15 protein-coding genes and 1 tRNA gene are annotated in these 17,782 nt (G+C 41.7%); 8 read left to right on the top strand and 8 right to left on the bottom strand.

Going from position 1 to position 17,782, the window contains the following annotated elements; translation table 11 throughout:
• Positions 1-16 precede the first annotated feature (16 nt).
• A complete protein-coding gene (locus tag Q0P34_RS04455) occupies positions 17-859 on the top strand; it encodes a class II fructose-bisphosphate aldolase (RefSeq protein ID WP_294953465.1) in 843 nt (280 codons plus the stop codon).
• A gap of 40 nt (positions 860-899) precedes the next feature.
• The gene (gene iolC / locus Q0P34_RS04460; RefSeq protein ID WP_294953468.1) at positions 900-1,919 is read left to right on the top strand and encodes a 5-dehydro-2-deoxygluconokinase; all 1,020 of its coding nucleotides are present in this window, start codon (positions 900-902) and stop codon (positions 1,917-1,919) included.
• A 67-nt stretch (positions 1,920-1,986) separates the two neighbouring features.
• Here the strand turns inward: iolC and Q0P34_RS04465 are convergent, their stop codons facing one another.
• The 5 genes from Q0P34_RS04465 to hisH form a co-directional block, all read right to left on the bottom strand.
• Positions 1,987-2,400, bottom strand: coding sequence for an EamA family transporter (locus Q0P34_RS04465; RefSeq protein WP_294953471.1), 414 nt, complete (start codon positions 2,398-2,400; stop codon positions 1,987-1,989).
• 106 nt (positions 2,401-2,506) lie between these two features.
• Positions 2,507-5,197, bottom strand: coding sequence for a cation-translocating P-type ATPase (locus Q0P34_RS04470; protein WP_294953474.1), 2,691 nt, complete (start codon positions 5,195-5,197; stop codon positions 2,507-2,509).
• Between the two features lie 211 nt (positions 5,198-5,408).
• Complete coding sequence (locus tag Q0P34_RS04475; RefSeq protein WP_294953477.1) at positions 5,409-6,767, bottom strand: MATE family efflux transporter; 1,359 nt, start codon at positions 6,765-6,767, stop codon at positions 5,409-5,411.
• A gap of 4 nt (positions 6,768-6,771) precedes the next feature.
• Positions 6,772-7,530, bottom strand: a complete 759-nt coding sequence (hisF, locus tag Q0P34_RS04480; protein ID WP_294953480.1) for an imidazole glycerol phosphate synthase subunit HisF — start codon at positions 7,528-7,530, stop codon at positions 6,772-6,774.
• A 2-nt stretch (positions 7,531-7,532) separates the two neighbouring features.
• Positions 7,533-8,144, bottom strand: a complete 612-nt coding sequence (gene hisH / locus Q0P34_RS04485; protein WP_294953483.1) for an imidazole glycerol phosphate synthase subunit HisH — start codon at positions 8,142-8,144, stop codon at positions 7,533-7,535.
• Positions 8,145-8,272: 128 nt separating this feature from the next.
• Between hisH and Q0P34_RS04490 the strand changes: the two genes are divergently transcribed.
• The 3 genes from Q0P34_RS04490 (at position 8,273) to Q0P34_RS04500 (ending at position 10,100) form a co-directional block, all read left to right on the top strand.
• The gene (locus Q0P34_RS04490) at positions 8,273-8,806 is read left to right on the top strand and encodes an inorganic diphosphatase (RefSeq protein ID WP_294953486.1); all 534 of its coding nucleotides are present in this window, start codon (positions 8,273-8,275) and stop codon (positions 8,804-8,806) included.
• Between the two features lie 55 nt (positions 8,807-8,861).
• A tRNA-Ser gene (locus Q0P34_RS04495) sits at positions 8,862-8,951 on the top strand.
• Positions 8,952-9,272: 321 nt separating this feature from the next.
• Positions 9,273-10,100 carry a pyridoxamine kinase gene (locus tag Q0P34_RS04500; RefSeq protein ID WP_294953489.1) on the top strand — a complete coding sequence of 276 codons (828 nt, stop codon included), beginning with the start codon at positions 9,273-9,275 and terminating at the stop codon, positions 10,098-10,100.
• Positions 10,101-10,138: 38 nt separating this feature from the next.
• On the opposite strand, the gene Q0P34_RS04505 is transcribed toward Q0P34_RS04500, so the two are convergent.
• Positions 10,139-12,661, bottom strand: a complete 2,523-nt coding sequence (locus Q0P34_RS04505; protein WP_294953492.1) for a glycoside hydrolase family 2 protein — start codon at positions 12,659-12,661, stop codon at positions 10,139-10,141.
• Between the two features lie 129 nt (positions 12,662-12,790).
• On the opposite strand from Q0P34_RS04505, the gene Q0P34_RS04510 reads away from it, so the two are divergent.
• The 3 genes from Q0P34_RS04510 (at position 12,791) to Q0P34_RS04520 (ending at position 15,351) form a co-directional block, all read left to right on the top strand.
• Entirely contained in the window at positions 12,791-13,558 is a 768-nt protein-coding gene (locus Q0P34_RS04510) for a threonine/serine exporter family protein (protein WP_294953496.1), read from the top strand.
• Complete coding sequence (locus tag Q0P34_RS04515) at positions 13,555-14,001, top strand: threonine/serine exporter family protein (RefSeq protein WP_294953499.1); 447 nt, start codon at positions 13,555-13,557, stop codon at positions 13,999-14,001. Before Q0P34_RS04510 ends, Q0P34_RS04515 begins: the two co-directional genes overlap by 4 nt.
• 105 nt (positions 14,002-14,106) lie before the next feature.
• The gene (locus tag Q0P34_RS04520; protein WP_294953501.1) at positions 14,107-15,351 is read left to right on the top strand and encodes a 6-phosphofructokinase; all 1,245 of its coding nucleotides are present in this window, start codon (positions 14,107-14,109) and stop codon (positions 15,349-15,351) included.
• Positions 15,352-15,693: 342 nt separating this feature from the next.
• Here the strand turns inward: Q0P34_RS04520 and Q0P34_RS04525 are convergent, their stop codons facing one another.
• Positions 15,694-15,897 (bottom strand): hypothetical protein, encoded by a 204-nt coding sequence (locus tag Q0P34_RS04525; protein ID WP_294953504.1) that lies wholly within the window; start codon positions 15,895-15,897, stop codon positions 15,694-15,696.
• A 57-nt stretch (positions 15,898-15,954) separates the two neighbouring features.
• Positions 15,955-17,775: a peptidylprolyl isomerase gene (locus Q0P34_RS04530; protein WP_294953507.1), complete on the bottom strand. Its 1,821-nt coding sequence runs from the start codon at positions 17,773-17,775 to the stop codon at positions 15,955-15,957.
• Positions 17,776-17,782: the final 7 nt, after the last annotated feature.

Raw genomic sequence — 17,782 nt, forward strand, 5'->3', positions numbered from 1 at the left:
TATTTGAGGTAAAACTATGCTTGTAAATATGAAGGAGCTCCTTAAGGACGCACAGGATGGCAATTACGCTGTCGGCTCATTTTCCGTAGCTAATATGGAAATGGTGCTTGGTGTACTTAAAGCTGCAAGGGAGTTAAGCGCTCCTGTTATTTTGCAAATTGCAGAGGTTAGGCTTAAGCAAAGCCCGCTTGAAATAATCGGTCCGCTGATGGTGGCTGCTGCCGAAAATGCAGACACACCTGTTGCCGTGCATTTTGACCACGGCAAAACAGAGGAGAAAATTAAGCAGGCACTTGACCTTGGCTTTACATCGGTTATGTTTGACGGCTCTCACCTACCGCTTGACGAAAACATTGCAACAACCAAAAGAATAATTGACATTGCAGGCAAATACAACGCTTCAGTTGAAGCGGAAATCGGTTGTGTAGGCGGAAGCGAGGACGGAAGCGAGGATATTGCAATCAACTGCACAAAGCCACAGGACGCTGTTAGATTTGAAGCCGAAACGGGTGTTGACGCACTTGCTATTGCTATCGGCAATGCTCACGGAAATTACAAGGACGTGCCAAAGCTCCGCTTTGACATTTTGCAAAAGGTTAATGAAATAACAAATACACCTCTTGTTCTTCACGGAGGCACGGGAATAAGCCCTGATGATTTTGTTAAATGCAGCAAAAACGGTATCAAAAAAATCAACATTGCCACCGCTACCTTTGATTGCGTTGAGCAATCCGTAAGGCAGGCGTATGAACAGGATGCTATTAACGGATACTACGATTTGCACCTGGCGGAAATTGATGGTGCGTACCAAAATGCCAAAAAGCACATAATGATTTTTGGTTCAAACAACAAAGCATAAAAAATAGAATAAGCATATAAAATACAAAGGGGTAAAAATTATGCAAAATTATGTTACATTTGATATGTCAAAGCCACTTGACTTTATTCCGATTGGCAGAATAGCAATTGACTTTAACCCAACGGATATGTACCGACCGTTATCGGAGTCGTCTAATTTTAACAAATATGTCGGCGGATCACCTGCAAACATTGCAGTAGGCTTGGCAAGACTCGGTTGCAAGGTTGGCTTTTGCGGCTGTGTAAGCGATGACCAATTCGGCGACTATGTTGTTGATTATTTCGACAAGGAGGGCATTGACACATCAAGGGTTACAAGAGCAAAAAAAGGTGAAAAAATCGGCTTGACCTTTACCGAAATTCTTTCAAAGGAAAGCTCATCAATCCTTATGTACAGAGATAATGTAGCTGATTTTTGCCTTGAGCCCGAAGATATTGACGAGGAATACATAGCATCTGCAAAGGCTATTGTAATAAGCGGTACAGCACTTGCAAAAAGCCCGTCAAGAGAGGCCTGCCTAAAGGCTATGATGCTGGCAAAGAAAAACAACACAAGAATTGTTTTTGATATTGATTACAGAGAATACACCTGGAAAAGTAAGGACGAAATTGCGGTATATTACAGCATTGTTGCACAGAATGCCGACATCATTATGGGCAGCAGAGAGGAATTTGACCTTACCGAAGGAATTGTAGGAGTTAAAGGCAGTGACCCCGAATCTGCAAAGTATTGGCAAAGCTTCGGTGCCTCGATCTGTGTTATCAAGCACGGCAAGGACGGCTCAACAGCCTATACAAACGACGGAAAGTTCTACAACATCAAGCCATTCCCTGCTGTTATGCTTAAAGGCTTCGGCGGCGGTGATGGCTACGGCTCGTCATTCCTTTACAGTCTGCTTCAGGGCAAGGACATCATCGACTGCCTTGAATTCGGCTCTGCATCTGCAAGCATACTTATCGCATCTCACAGCTGCTCGGACGCAATGCCGTCTGCAAAGCAGGTTGAGGAATTCATAAGAAAATCAAAAGAAGAATACGGCGAAATGGTTGCCCGTGCATAAACATATAATAGAATAATTAAAAGCCGTTAGGGTACTCAAATAACCCAACGGCTTTTTATGTATTAAGCTACAAAACCATAAACAACGTGCCTGCCGCGATAAGTATACATCCTATCACGGATTTTGCGGTAAACTCCTCGTGCAGAAAGACAAAGGCAAGCACAAGGGTTATAACTACACTCAACTTGTCCACAGGTACAACCTTTGACACGTCACCAAGCTGAATTGCCTTGTAATAGCACAGCCACGACGCACCTGTTGCCAAGCCGGACAATATAAGGAATATCCAGCCTTTTTTGCTGATATTTGAAATACCTGACTGCGTATTTGTAACAAATACCATAAGCCACGACATACCCACAACTACTACCGTTCTGATAGCGGTAGCAAGGGTTGAATCAACCTTTTCTATGCCGACCTTTGCAAAAATAGATGTTAGTGCCGCAAACACCGCTGAAAGCAAAGCAAAAACAAGCCACATACACATTCACCTCTAAAGTTATTCTATACCTAAAACGAGGAAATGTAAAGGAAATAATTACCCCTCGGTCTTAAAACGAAAGCCGAGGGGATATTTGTTATATTGTTTACTTGTTTGCCTTGCGTTGAATAAGCTTTACAATCTCTACGATAGGGATAACAAGGAATGCCAAAAGAAGAGCCGTAAAGTATTCTCTTGCATCAATCGGTGCAAAATCAAATGCCTTGCTTAAGAACGGGATATAAATAACTGCGGTTGACAGCACAAGCGACAATGCCATGGCGCCGACGAGATACCAGTTCATACTGCCCATTTTTGCAATTGACTGACGGCGTGAACGCATATTAAACGAATGGAAAATCTCTGACATAGAAAGTGTCAGGAACGCCATAGTCATACCGTTTTGGTGAATAAAATGTGAAGCGTCGGAAGCATCGTTTACTGCAAATACCTGTGCAAGAGAAAGATGCTCGGGGCTTGCCATCATAATACCTACAACATAAGCAACAAGGGTAAGAACAGTTACCATAACGCCTTGGTATGCACAATCAATGCCCATACCGCCTGCAAAGATACCGTCCTTGCTGTTACGCGGTCTGCGTTTCATAATATCCGGATCTCCCTTTTCAAGACCGAGTGCGAGTGCCGGGAAGCAGTCTGTAATAAGATTAATCCAAAGCAAATGAACAGGCTCAAACAATGTGAAGCCGAACAGGGTTGCAAAGAATATAGACAACACCTCCGACAGGTTTGACGAAAGCAGGAATTGAATTGAGCTACGGATATTATCGTAAATCCTTCTGCCCTCTTCAACAGCGGAAACGATGGTTGCAAAGTTATCGTCGGCAAGCACCATATCGGCAACGTTCTTTGTTACGTCTGTACCTGTGATACCCATGCCAACGCCTATATCTGCATTTTTGATTGACGGGGCATCGTTTACACCGTCACCGGTCATAGCAGTAATCATACCGCGCTTTTTCCAAGCCTGAACAATACGAACCTTGTGCTCCGGCTGAACACGGGCATATACCGAATACCTTTCAATATTGGCATCAAGCTCCTCGTCGGACATCTTTGAAAGCTCCATACCGGTAATAGCATTGTGACTGTCATCAATAATGCCCAACTGCTTTGCAATGGCAACAGCAGTATCCTTATGGTCACCTGTAATCATAATAGGACGGATGCCTGCGTTTTTACATTCCTTAATAGCATCCACAACCTCGGGACGAACAGGGTCTATCATACCTGCCAAGCCGATGTAGCAAAGATCCTGCTCAAGCTCCTGAGGCTCGTTTGACGGTTGCTCCTTATAGGTACGCATTGCCGCACAAAGAACACGCAAAGCCTGATCTGCCATTTCCTTATTTGCATCTGCAATGGCGGTGCGAATTTCATCTGTCATAGGCACTTTTTTGCCATCAAGATATGCAGATGTGCAAAGAGAAAGTACAATATCGGGAGCACCCTTTGTATACTGAACATAGCCATTCTCTGTTTTATGAACGGTTGACATCATCTTTCTGGTCGAATCAAACGGTGCTTCGCCCACTCTTGCAAAGCTTTGCTCAAGCTCTGACTTTTTGAGGCCGAGCTTATCTGCATAAACAACAAGTGCTGCCTCGGTTGGCTCACCCTTAACCGTGCCGTCCTCCTGAATTTCGGCATCACAGCAAAGTGCCATAGCGGTTGCAAGAAGCTTTTCGTCAGTTCCTCTATGGTCAACAACAGTCATCTTGTTTTGGGTTAATGTACCTGTTTTGTCAGAGCAAATAATCTGTGTACAGCCCAAGGTTTCTACGGCTGTGAGCTTACGGATAACAGCATTGCGCTTTGACATCTTTGTAACACCGATTGAAAGAACAATGGTAACAACAGCGGCAAGTCCCTCCGGAATTGCTGCAACTGCAAGAGATACCGCAACCATAAAGAATTCAAGTGTTGATGACAATGTTATAGCATCACCTACAACAGCTGCTCTTACAATATCAAATACAAATATAAATACGCAAATACCAAGTACGATAAATGACAAAATCTTTGAAAGCTGATTAAGCTTAATTTGAAGAGGAGTTTCCTCGTCCTTTGCCTGTGTGAGAGCATCGGCAATCTTGCCCATTTCCGTATCCATACCTGTTGCAACTACAACAGCCTTACCTCTGCCGTATGCAACCGATGAGCCCATATAGCACATATTTTTTCTGTCGCCGAGAGGTACATCGTCGGAGCCGAGAGGATCAATGACATCTGCAGTTTTTGTTACGGGAACGGATTCACCCGTAAGTGCAGATTCCTCTATCTTCATAGAAGCACATTCTATAATACGGCAATCGGCAGGGACGCTGTCGCCTGCTTCAAGGACAATGACATCACCTACAACAATGTCTTCACTTTTAATGGTAACAACCTTACCGTCACGAATAACATTGGACGTAGCTGCGGCGATTTCCTGCAACGCCTCTATTGCTTTTTCAGCCTTGCTTTCCTGATAAACGCCGAGAACTGCGTTGATAATAACTACAACCATAATGATGATTACATCTGCGTAGCCCTCACCCTCACCGCCTACAGCGGCTGTAACAGCACTGATAACGGCTGCAACAATCAAAATGATAATCATAGGGTCGGCAAGCTGTGACAAAAAGCGTTTTATCAGGCTGTCCTTTTTACCCTCGGCAAGCTTGTTCTTGCCGTTCTTTTCAAGTCTTGACGATGCCTGCGCCGAGGTTAAGCCGTTTTCGTTGGATTCAACCTGTGACAGAACATCCTCTTTTTGCTCCAAATATTCTTTCATAGAAAGCTCCTTTCTAATAATTTATAAAAGACCTGTTAGTATATATAAAAAGACCTATACATAGTATTACACTATGCACAAGTCTCATTCTTAATAGTTAAACCAGCCTATTTTGGCATGATGTTGATTTAACTCACGCTATCGCATGGAATTACTCCCTTGTATTTAATAAATATAGCATATTTGGCAAAAAAAGTCAACAAACTAATTATTAACAGTTTCTTAACTGCTTCATAAACGACAGCAAAAACGGTACAGACACAACCGCGCATATCACATATGCTATCGGTTGAGAAAGCTCAAGACCCGTTAAGCCAAAGAATTTAGGCAAAATCATCGCAAGCGGAACAAAGAACAATCCGTTTTGACAGCAGGCAAGAAACAATGCTCTGCCCTTTTTGCCAATGCTTTGAAATGTCATATTTGCCGTAAGAGCTGTCGGCAAAAAAACAAGCGATATACAAAGGAAGCGAAGTGCTGTTGAGCCAATATCTATAATTTCTGCCTCATGCCTAAACCTGCTGACAACAAAAGGTGCAAAAATATACATAGCCGACGCAAGTACAGCAACAGTAACTGTACCGTATACCCACAAAAAACCGATGCCTTTACGAACTCTATCATAATTTTTGCTTCCGTAGTTAAACCCGCAAACAGGCTGAAAGCCCTGACCGATACCGACGCAAACACTGAAAATAAGCATTGCACATCTGTTTGATATGCTCATTGCGGCAATGCATACATCTCCGTACGGCGCAGACATTACATTAAGAACCATAGTGGAAATACTGCCAAGTGCATTACGCATAAAGCTTGGAAAACCTGTGGCAACAATTTCCCAAACAAATTTTGGATTGAGCTGTACAAGCCTTGGATTGATACGGCATTGGCATTTTTTGAGCACAAATGCCGAAAGCAATATAGCCATACTGACATATTGACTGACTGCCGTTGCAAGACCTGCACCGGCAATGCCCAAATCAAACACAAAAATGAACAACGGGTCAAGGGCGATATTAAGCAATCCGCCAAAGGTCAAACCAACCATAGCAAGCCTTGCAAGCCCTTCGTACCGCAAAATATTATTCATAACACAGCCTGTACACATTGCAGGACCTGCAATCAAAATGAACAACCCGTACCTTTTTGCGTAAGGTAAAATGGTAGGTGTACTGCCCAAAAAGGACATCAGGCTATCCAGAAACACAATACCAAATACCGAAATAATTATACTTAATGCCAAGGATATAAAAAATGCAGTAGAGCAAAACTTTTTTGCCGTCTGTATATCCTTGGCGCCGAGTCTTCTTGAAATATTTGAGCCTGCACCCTGACCGAACATAAACCCAAAAGCCTGAAACACAGCCATAAAGCTGAATACAATACCCGTAGCACCCGAAGCAGACACACTGATTTTTGAAACAAAATAGGTATCTGCCATATTGTAAATCATCGTTATGAGCATACTGATTACAGTAGGCACCGACAGCGAAAATATAAGCCTGTTTACAGGAGTTTGAGTCATCCTTGCATATTGCTTATCAGCGGATTGACTCTCATTATTTTTCAAAAAATCATCTTCTTACACTAATATTATTTTCATCAAGATATTCCTTAAGCTTCGGTATGGGAAGCTCATTAAAATGAAAGAGGCTGGCTGCCAAAACAGCATCTGCCTTTCCGTCAACAAAGGCGTCCAAAAAGTGCTCTGCCTTGCCTGCACCGCCCGACGCAATGACGGGTATGCCCACTCTTTCAGACACGGCACGGTTAAGCTCGTTATCATAGCCCGACTTTTGACCGTCCTTATCCATAGAGGTCAAAAGGATTTCTCCCGCTCCTCTGCGCTGGGCCTCTACTGCCCATTCAACAGCATCTATTCCGGTAGGGATTCTGCCACCGTTAAGGTAAACCTCCCAACCTCTCTCTTCTCTTCGCTTTGCATCAATAGCAACAACAACGCATTGCGAGCCGAATTTGTAGGCTGCTTCATTAATCAAATCAGGATTGCGAACAGCAGCAGAGTTAACCGAAATCTTATCTGCCCCTGCACGCAAAAGCTCCTTAAAATCGTCAACGCTTTTTATTCCTCCACCAACAGTAAACGGAATAAAAACGGTATCGGCAACACGTGAAACTATATCAATCATAGTGCTTCTGCCCTCGTGAGTTGCCGTAATATCCAAAAGCACAAGCTCATCTGCACCCTGCTTATCGTAAGCAGCGGCACATTCGACAGGGTCGCCTGCGTCACGCAAATCGACAAACGATACACCCTTTACTACTCTACCATTTTTTACATCAAGACAGGGAATTATTCTTTTTGCGTACATATTCAGTCCTCCCTATTAACAAAATTGCGAAGAATGGTCAAGCCTGCTTCACTGCTTTTTTCGGGATGAAATTGAGTTGCACTTACTCTCCCCTGCTGAACAGCACACTGAATAGGCACACCGTACTCGGTTGTACCGGCAACGACCTTTTCATCTGCGTCCTTAAGATAATAGGAATGAACAAAATAAAAATAACTATTGTCCCTTAAATTTTCGAAAATACCATCTGTTTGCTTAAGGCTTACACTGTTCCATCCGATATGCGGAACCTTTAATCCGTTATCCTTAGGAATGGTAACTATCTTGCCCTTGAATATTCCAAGACCGTCAACACCCGGAGATTCCTCGCTTGATTCGAACAAAAGCTGTAGGCCGAGGCAAATACCCAAAAAATGCTTTGAGCCGTCTGCAGATTTTTTTATTACATTCTCAAGGCCCTTTTCTCTGATTGAGTGCATAGCATCTCCAAAGGAGCCGACACCCGGAAGAATAATATGAGAGGCCGCATTAATCTCATTTTCATCCGAGGTGATGATACTTTTTGCACCGATAAAATCAAGAGCCTTTTTTACACTTTGCAGGTTACCTGCACCGTAATCAATAATTGCTACCATAGATTTCTCCTAATAAATTTGTTACTTAATATAATATAGCACTTATTGACGGAAAAAGTCAAATAAATTAGTTTGACAAAAGCATCCTTTAGTGTTAATATACTAATGTGTTTTTAGGAGGGATGGCTATGAATATTTGGCACGATATATCTCCGAAGAGAATTAAGAAGGATCAATTCTATGCAGTAATTGAGATTTCAAAGGGCGGTAAAAACAAGTATGAGCTTGACAAGGAAACAGGTATGCTCAAGCTTGACAGAGTTCTTTTTACCTCAACCCACTATCCTGCAAACTACGGATTTATCCCAAGAACATACGCAAGCGACAACGACCCTCTTGACGTACTTGTGCTTTGCAGTGAGCAAATAAGACCGATGACTATTGTGGAATGCAGACCAATCGGCGTTTTGATTATGGAGGACAGCGGTGCAAAGGACGAAAAGATTATCGCTGTTCCGGTAAACGATCCTAACTACAACTGCTATACGGACATCGATCAGCTCCCAAGCCACAGGTTTGACGAGATAAAGCATTTCTTTGAGGTGTACAAATCTCTTGAACATGACAAGAATACATCTGTTACCGAGGTTAAGCCAAAGGAAGAAGCTGTCAGGATTATCCAGGATTGCATTGACAGCTACATTCACAAATTTCAAATGTAGCGCAATAATACAAAAAATTTTTTGCAATGGGCAACACCCGTTGCAAAATAAATACGGAGTGGTACCGAAGTGGTCATAACGGCATGGACTCGAAATCCATCGTGTGAGCAATCACCCGTGGGTTCAAATCCCACCCACTCCGCCATACAAATAAAAAACAGACAACTCTTGCATGTTGTCTGTTTTTTAATAAGTGCGTAATTCTGATTTGGGAGCACTTTAGGTTTATTAAAACAAATCTAAAAATAGATCCGAGTTTATTATACTAAATTTTACCAACCCATACAATATACAGATTTAACAAAATTTTCAAATCATTTTGTAACATCATCCAAAATATCGCAAAACATTATACTTGTGCTTCAAATTTTATGCACTTTTGGCACTTTTTTAATGTACAGTAATATGCTATAATATAAGATAATCCGAACCTGCCCAAAATGCAGTATTAAAGCGAGGTGGACGAATGAAAAGAATAGTAACCGTTCAGGATATATCCTGCTTAGGCAAATGCTCAATAACGGTTGCATTGCCTATAATCTCTGCCATGGGTATTGAGGCAAGCGTTATACCGACATCAATTTTATCCACCCACACTCTGTTTGACGGATATGTTCACAGAGATATGTGTGATATAATTGAACCGATAATTAATCATTGGAAAAGTCAAGACTTTACCTTTGATGCTATATACACAGGCTATCTCGGCTCAAAGGAGCAAATAAGCTTGGTTGAAAGGATGATTGAAAAATTCAGAACCGACAGCTGTTTTGTTCTTGTTGATCCTGCTATGGCTGATAACGGCACACTGTACCCGGGCTTTGACGATGAGCACACAGACAAGATGAGAGAGCTATGCTCAATGGCAGACATTATTGTGCCTAATCTGACAGAGGCCTGCCTGCTGACAGGAACGCAATACCAAGCAGATTACGATAACGAATACATAACCTACATACTGAACAAACTGATATGCCTTGGTGCAAAAAAGGCTATAATTACGGGTGTAATAAAAGACGGTAAATACGGAATAATAAGCTTCGACAGCGAGATAGACAGCATCGGCTTTTATGCTCACGAAAAAATTGACCAAACCTTTTACGGCACGGGAGATGTATTTTCGTCTGCCTGCGTAGGTGCACTTGTAAACGGCAATTCGCTTGAAAGATCCGTTGAAATAGCAGGTGAATTTGTGTTTGAAAGCATACAAAAAACAATGAGAGATAAAGACGCGAGGCTATACGGAGTAAACTTTGAAAAGGCACTCCCTCTGCTTGCAAGGTACAACAAATAAAAAACTTGGGCTAAATCAGTAAGCCCAAGTTTTTTATTTTATAGCTTTTCGTCCTTTGGAACCTTGCCGTGATGAATTGCATTGCCGATATTTACAGGAGAGAAATACAGCTTTGCACGCTTTGCAAAGGAATTTATTTTGCTTGTGTTAAACTCGATATCGGTTAAGCTGTAAACAACAATGCTTTGGGCAACTGTCCTTGCATCAACAGAGCCGTCAAGCTTCATTGTGATAACCTTTTCCTCATTAGGAAGCAAATCAAAGAAATTATCTGAAAACGGAAGATGTGTAGCAGAGCATTCTGCCTTGACAAGCCTTGCAAACCTATCGGTCTTGATGTGAAGCTCTATGCTGTCCCCTTTTACAAAAATCTTTGTTGAAAGCCTTGCCTTTGGCAAATCAAGCTTCTTTTCCTTATCAAGCAGGCAGGTTTTCTTTGAAACCACCCTGCCGTCCTTTTTAAGAACTGCAACTATTCCGCTTGTCTTCTTTGCCGACATCCACTGAGGCGGGATGTCAAACGATGCTCTTACTTCAACGGTTAAATCCTGTGTAACGGTGTCGATAATCCCTTTTTCAAAATCAAACAGAGAATATTCAAGCTCAACGTCTTGAGGCTCGATATAATCATTAAGAACAAAGAGCTTTATGTAATCCTTGGTATCCTCAAACGACACGGTCAAAGGTGCATTGAAATGTCTTGCACCGTACTGTAATGCCTTGTAGTTACCGTAATAATCTATACTCGACCAAGAGCATACGCCCCAACAATCATTAAACTGCCAATACATTGAGCCGTTGCATCTGCCCTTATTTCTTCTCCAATGCTCTGTTGCATCCCTAATGCACTCAAGCTGTGTTACCTGTGAGAGATAAACATAATCTCTGAAATGCTTTGGTAAATCAAATCGGGTAGCGATGTAATAAACCATCTTGTCATTACCGTTCATACACTTTTGATGTGACAGGAACACAGGACTGTTAAGAGAATAATCGGACCTGTCGGCAAAAATACGAATACTGTTCATATCCGGGAGAGATTCAAAGCCAAACTCACTGCAAAAACGGGTCATCCTCTTTCTGTAATAATCCATAGGCTTAAGGCCGTGCCATACACCCCAAAGATGAGTGTCGCCGATATTGTCTGCATAAACTCCTACGTTATGGCTCTTACCGATTGGCGAGCCGGGCGTGTACGGAGTTTGAGAGTCATATTTTCTGATTTCAGGCTCAAGTATATTCCAGAAAAACTTCTCTGTCCAGGTGATATACTTTGGCATATTAATCCATGCCATATGCATATCCTCAATTTCGTTATTTCCGCACCACAATGCAAGCGACGGATGCGAGGATATGCGCTTTACATTATACTCTACCTCTTGCTTAACATTGGCAAGAAATTCCTCATCAAAAAACGGATATGCCTGACAGGCAAACATAAAGTCCTGCCAAATAAGTATACCTCTTTTGTCACACTCATCATACAGCGCATCGCTGCCGTAATATCCCCCGCCCCAATTACGAAGAACGTTCATATTTGAAAATTGGAACGCGTCAAGAAGATAATCAAGCTCCTTTTTACCGAAGCGGGTAATAAGGCTGTCCGGTGGGATATAGTTTGCACCCTTTGCAAAAATAGGAACATCATTAAGCACAAGCTGAAAATTTTGACCGTACTCATCGCGTTCTCTGTTAAGAACAAGCTTGCGAATACCGAGCTTCCTGCTTTTTTCATCAATCACTTTTCCGTTATGTGTAAGGGTTGCGGTGACGGTATAAAGAGGTTGTTCCTTTTTGTCGGACAAATCATAGGTCCACCAAAGCTCAGGGCTATCAATTTCAAAGCGAGCGGATGTACCGTCAACTGCCTTTATTACATCTCCATTTGGAGCATAAAGAGTAATGCTGCAAGCACAATCATCAAATGATGTTACGGATACATTTGCATCAATAACGGCATCTGTGATATTGCAGGCTTGAGATGCGGTAAATTCGTCAATCCTGCCCTCGTTTACAATTTCAATAAATATATCCTGCGTGATACCGCTCAACGGCAAAATCGGTCCCCAATCCCAACCAAAATGGCACTGCGGCTTACGGATATGTACAATACCGTTTTGGCCGTTTGAATTTGGAGGAGTCATACATTTTTTGTACTTATCCTTAACCCAATTTACAGGAGAATGGAAATAAATGCTTATTTCATTCTCTCCAACGTTAAGCATAGGCTTAATGTCATACTCATGCTTAATAAAGCAATTTTGGGCAGAGAAAGCCAAATCACCGTTTATGCTGACATCACAAACAGTATCAAGCATATCGGCAACAAGAATAATCTTTTTTGCCTCAAGCTCCTCCTTTGTTATTTCAAAGGTACGCTTATATTCAAAATCTGTTTTGCCTACCCACTGAACATCATTTTCGTTAACCTTCAAAAACGGATCCTCAATAACGCCGTTATTCATCAAATCAAGAAAATTACATCCCGGAACAGATGCGTCAAGCCACTCTTTTTTATCTGCCTGTCTAAACAGCCAAGCACCGTTCAAAGTTTTTTTCATAATAGCTATCCCTTTACAGAAAATATATTATAACAATTATATAATACACAAAAGTCTTTGTCAATCAACACAAATGTATTGACAAAACGGGGTTTATATTCAATAATAAAAGCAAGAGAGGTAAATGATATGAACAAAGAACAAACAGACCTTTTTCTTGAAGATATATTGGAATTCGGCAAGCAATATGTTGCAACGGGTGCACAGGTAAAGCGTGTTGAAGACTCTATGATCAACCTTTGCAAAATCTACGGCTTTGAGGATGCGGAAATATATGCAATCACCACCCTAATTATTGCTACAATAAAAAACAAGGATGGAGAGCATTTTACCCAAAGCGTCAGAGTTACAAAAAGCGGAACAGACCTTGGCAGACTTGAGGAAATCAACGAGGTATACAAATACATCTGCTCTGCAAAGCCCGACCTTGAGGAGCTTGACAAAATAATAAAGCATCCAAAAAAAACAAAGCCAAAGCCGTTTTTTAAGCTAATAGGATATATGCTTGCGGCAGGAAGCTTCGCCATATTCTTCGGCGGAAATCTGCGTGACGGACTTGCCGCGGCTGTTGTGGGTATATTTATTTACCTTATGGATTACCACTTCAGGCTAAAAAAGATTAACAACATTGTTTACACATTAACGGCAAGCTTTTTTGCGGGTGCGCTTGCAATAATATCCACCTACTTTGGATTGGGAGAAAGCATAGACAAGATAATGATAGGTGACATTATGCTGTTTATTCCCGGACTTTTGTTGGTTAATTCCGTACAGGAAATGTTCAACAAGGACATTGTTGCAGGTCTTTACAAACTAATTGAGGCATTGTTTACGGCTACTGCCATTGCCGGAGGATATGCGCTCTCAATGATTTTGTTGGGAGGTATGCTGAAATGAACGAATACATCATTCAGATTATCACTGCAACCATAGGTGCTTTGGGATTTGCAATTTACTTTAGGGCGAGCGAAAAGAATGTGCTCGCCGCAACAATCGGCGGAGGTCTTGGCTGGGCGGTTTTTCTTATAATAAACCACCTAACCTCAAGCCTGTTTTTTGCAAATTTCGCTGCGGCCTTGTTTGTTTATCTTTACAGTCAGGCAATGTCTGCAATACTAAAGGCTCCGTCAAATGTATATCTTGTGCCCGGTACAATTCCGTTAATTCCCGGAGGAGCTTTATACTACACAATGAAAAGCTTAATTGACGGTAACGAGGCAATGTTTAAGGAAAAGCTTATTGCAACCGCAACGGTAACGGTTGGTCTTGCAACAGGAATTATTGTGGGTACTGTTTTGATAACATATATCAAAGAGGTTATACTAAAAAAGAATAAATGAGCATAGAGATGCAAGAATACAAATATATTCTTGCATCTTTTATGTTGAAAAAAGAGAAAAACAATTATATAATATATACCGTAAAAAATCAGGAGATACGAATTAATGCAAAAAAATATAATTATCGGTCAATCCGGAGGGCCTACCGCAGTTATCAATTCCTCACTTGCAGGTGCAATTACAAGAGCATTTGAATATGATAAAATCGGCACCATATATGGAATGGTGAACGGCATTGACGGCTTTATGAATGAAAAACTGCTTAACCTGACCTCCATATTTAAGGATATGCCTTATGTACTGAACAGACTGAAGCACACACCTGCAATGTTCCTTGGCTCTTGCAGATACAAGCTATCGGGCAGTGATGAGGAAATGAAAAAAATCTTTAGCCTGCTTAAAAAACACAACATAGGATATTTTCTTTATATCGGCGGCAACGACTCTATGGACACCGTTATGCAATTAAGCGATTATGCAAAGAAAATAAACAGTGATATAAAATTTGTCGGCATACCGAAAACCATAGACAATGACCTTGTAGGCATTGACCACTCACCCGGATACGGCAGTGCGGCAAAGTACATCGCAAGCTGTGTAAGAGAGGTTGCGTACGACACAACAATATACAACATCAAAAGTATTCATATCATAGAAGCAATGGGCAGAGATTCGGGCTGGATAGCAGGCGCTGCCGCTCTCGCTCGCGAGGGTACTGCTTTGGCACCTCATCTGATTTATTTGCCGGAGGTTGAATTTTCGGTAGAGCAATTTCTTGAAGATGTTAAGGCAGGCCTTGAAAAATATAATTCCCTGATTATTGTGGTAAGTGAAGGTATACGCGACAGCAGCGGCGAATACATCAGCGCCGAAGGCACAACGACAGACAGGTTTGGTCACAAAAGCCTTAGCGGTGTGGGTGCATACCTAAAAAGTGTTATCGAGGGTGAAATAGGTTGTAAGGTAAGAGCCTTGGAGCCCGGAGTTTTGCAAAGAAGTGCCGGACATATCGCATCGCTTACCGACATTAACGAAGCATTTAATCTTGGAATGGTTGCAGTAGATGCGGCTGTAAGCGGAGAAACGGGTGTGTTTTCCACCATAAAGAGAACCTGCAATTCTCCATACTGTGTTGAATACTCAACTGATGATGTTCACACGATTGCCAACAGCGTTAAATCTGTTCCGAGAGAATGGATAAATGCCGAGGGCAATTATGTTACCGAGGAATTTTTGGAATACGTTAGGCCTCTTGTTGTGGGTATTCCGCAGGTACCGTATCGCAACGGTCTGCCGGACTACATTGATGTAAGGCACCTGAACAATAACACTCAAAAATACACGGAATAAAAAAACAGATTGAACTCGATGTTCAATCTGTCAGCGTGTCGAAAAAGTCAAATTATAAATTTCGACACGCTGGTAGACTGTTGAGAAATGGTGCTGAATTTCGCATTTTGTGAGGGAAGATGTACGAGGGTACCTCGACCGAGCAAAAGGCGAAAAACGCCAAAAGCGGCTTAGATTCGATGTCTAAGCCGCTTTTACAATCCCTCCGAGTGCGATAAATCGCACCCACCTCCCTTTACACAATGGAGGCTCAAATCGGTTTATTTAATTTATATGGCGTGTTTCAGCCCACTTTATCGACAGTATAAATCACAGAGCAGTAAAAACTGCTCTGTGATTTATTTATTTGTTTTCAGTTGCTTTTAGATTATTCACAATGGATTCAATATCACCCTTTAGAGCCTGGAGAACATCAATATTTTTTTCAAGCTCCCTATTAGATTCCCTGAGTTGAGCTTCCAAATTGGAATTCAAAATAGTAAGTCGCTGACATTCGTATTCAGCCTCGCTCAACGCCGCCTTTAATCGTGCGTTTTCCTTTTTCAACTGTTCAATCTCTTTTTTGGAGTTCAACTGCATAATTAAATCCTTTGTGTAAGCCGATTAAGCATCAATATCCGTATCAATCTCGAAATAGCGAGAGCCAAGCCAATGCTTTTTGATTGTCGTCTTTTCAACAGCATCGTTCTTTACTTTTTCGCTGTCATCTGTTGCAAGAGCATTTTGAGCTGTATACTGCCATACAGACTTATCGCCGTAGCTTTCAAAGTACATTACATGGTAACCGTACTCTGTTTTTACGATACCGACATCGCCCGGCTTACGCGATGAATCAAAAATCCACGCATTAAAGGTGCTTACCATCTTATTAGGTATAACATCCTCATACAATCCGCCTTCGTCGGCATTGCTGTCTGATGAATTAGCCTTTGCAAGCTTGCCGAATGCTTCGGCAGTCTTGTCACCCTTCTTGTATTCCTTAAGAATACTCTCTGCCTTCTTCTTTGCCGCTGCCCATTCCTCAGCAGAGCAATCCTTAGCTGACTTTGAGGATGATTCATCGCTTGAATTTGATGATTCCGGTGCGATAAGAATATGACGAACATTAACTGTCTTTGTATTTGAAAGATATACAGGCTTGATAACATAAACTACTGTTGTAGAATCCTGCTTAATGTCGCCTGCCTTACGATCCTTTGAGTAAAGCCAATCAAGACCCGGATATACATGCTCGTGATCGCTATGGTCTTTGTCCTCTTCGTTTTCCTTGTCCTTTTCATCAGATGTTGAGATAGCAACAGGAAGGCTTTCCATTGTTGAGCGAGTCATATCCTTATATGTTGTTTCGACAGGGTTCTTATTTGCTTTTTTATCGAAATCGTCCTCTGAATACTTTGATGCAAGCTCGGCAAAGTTTGAGCCGTCAGCCTTTAATGCCTTCTTAAACTTGATAGCCTCATCCTCGCTGTCGCACTCAAACATCTTGATGTCAACAGACTGAAGAGATGAAAGGTGTTCCTTCTTATAAGCATTAAGTTCTTCATCTGTATATTCCTTGTTAGCAAGCTCTTCGCTGTTTGCCTGTGAATAATTCTCTGCGATATAAGCGATTGTTGCCTCTCGCTTGAACACTTCCTTGGTTACACCGTGGCCCATAGCTGCCTCGATATAGCCTGATACTGTATAACCGTACTTATGAGCAGTTTCTTTATAATCATTAAGAGCATCCTTAAGCTCCTTCTTTTGCTCGTCGGTAATCTCAGGCTCCTTACCATCGTTTGCCTTAACAGCAAGATAGTAATACATATATGTTTCCTTAATAGTGTCCTCAACCTCTGACTGAATGTACTCAAGCCAGGTTGTTGTTTTACCGTCCTCTGTTCTTGTTTGCTCTGAAAGCTTCTTGTCAAAATCAACATCAAGATTTGCTTCCTCAAGGTCAATGCCGTACTGCTGGTACTGGCTTACGGTAGACTGCAGATTGTTATAGTACATAGCAAAATAGTAATTGTATGTATTAACCTTAATGCTGTGCTTCTCGCCGTCTGCATCGGTGAGAGTATATGCCGTAAGCACCTTTTGTGGCCAACCGAGAGTTGATGCCATGCCCTTGCGAACAAAGCCTGTTGCAACATATGTAAACAGCAATGCGATAACAAGAATTACTGCAACAGCAGCTGTTATAATCTTCTTTGTTTTCGGTGCCATAGGAATTTTTACGGTATCCTCTGTAATAATGATGCTGTCGCGTTCCTTAATAAGCTGCTCTCTCTTTGCACGCATCTTATTCTTTTTCTTTTGGTCAGGCTCATTAAGAATATCCTTTCTTAATGACTCAATCTGCTCTGCAAGAGCATCCTTTCTGTCATAAGCCTTATCATACTTTGCCTCTAATTTAGCAAGCTTTTCATTATTTTCTGCCATCTGTTTT

Source organism: uncultured Eubacterium sp., from assembly GCF_945980375.1.
Classification (GTDB): domain Bacteria; phylum Bacillota; class Clostridia; order Oscillospirales; family Acutalibacteraceae; genus Eubacterium_R.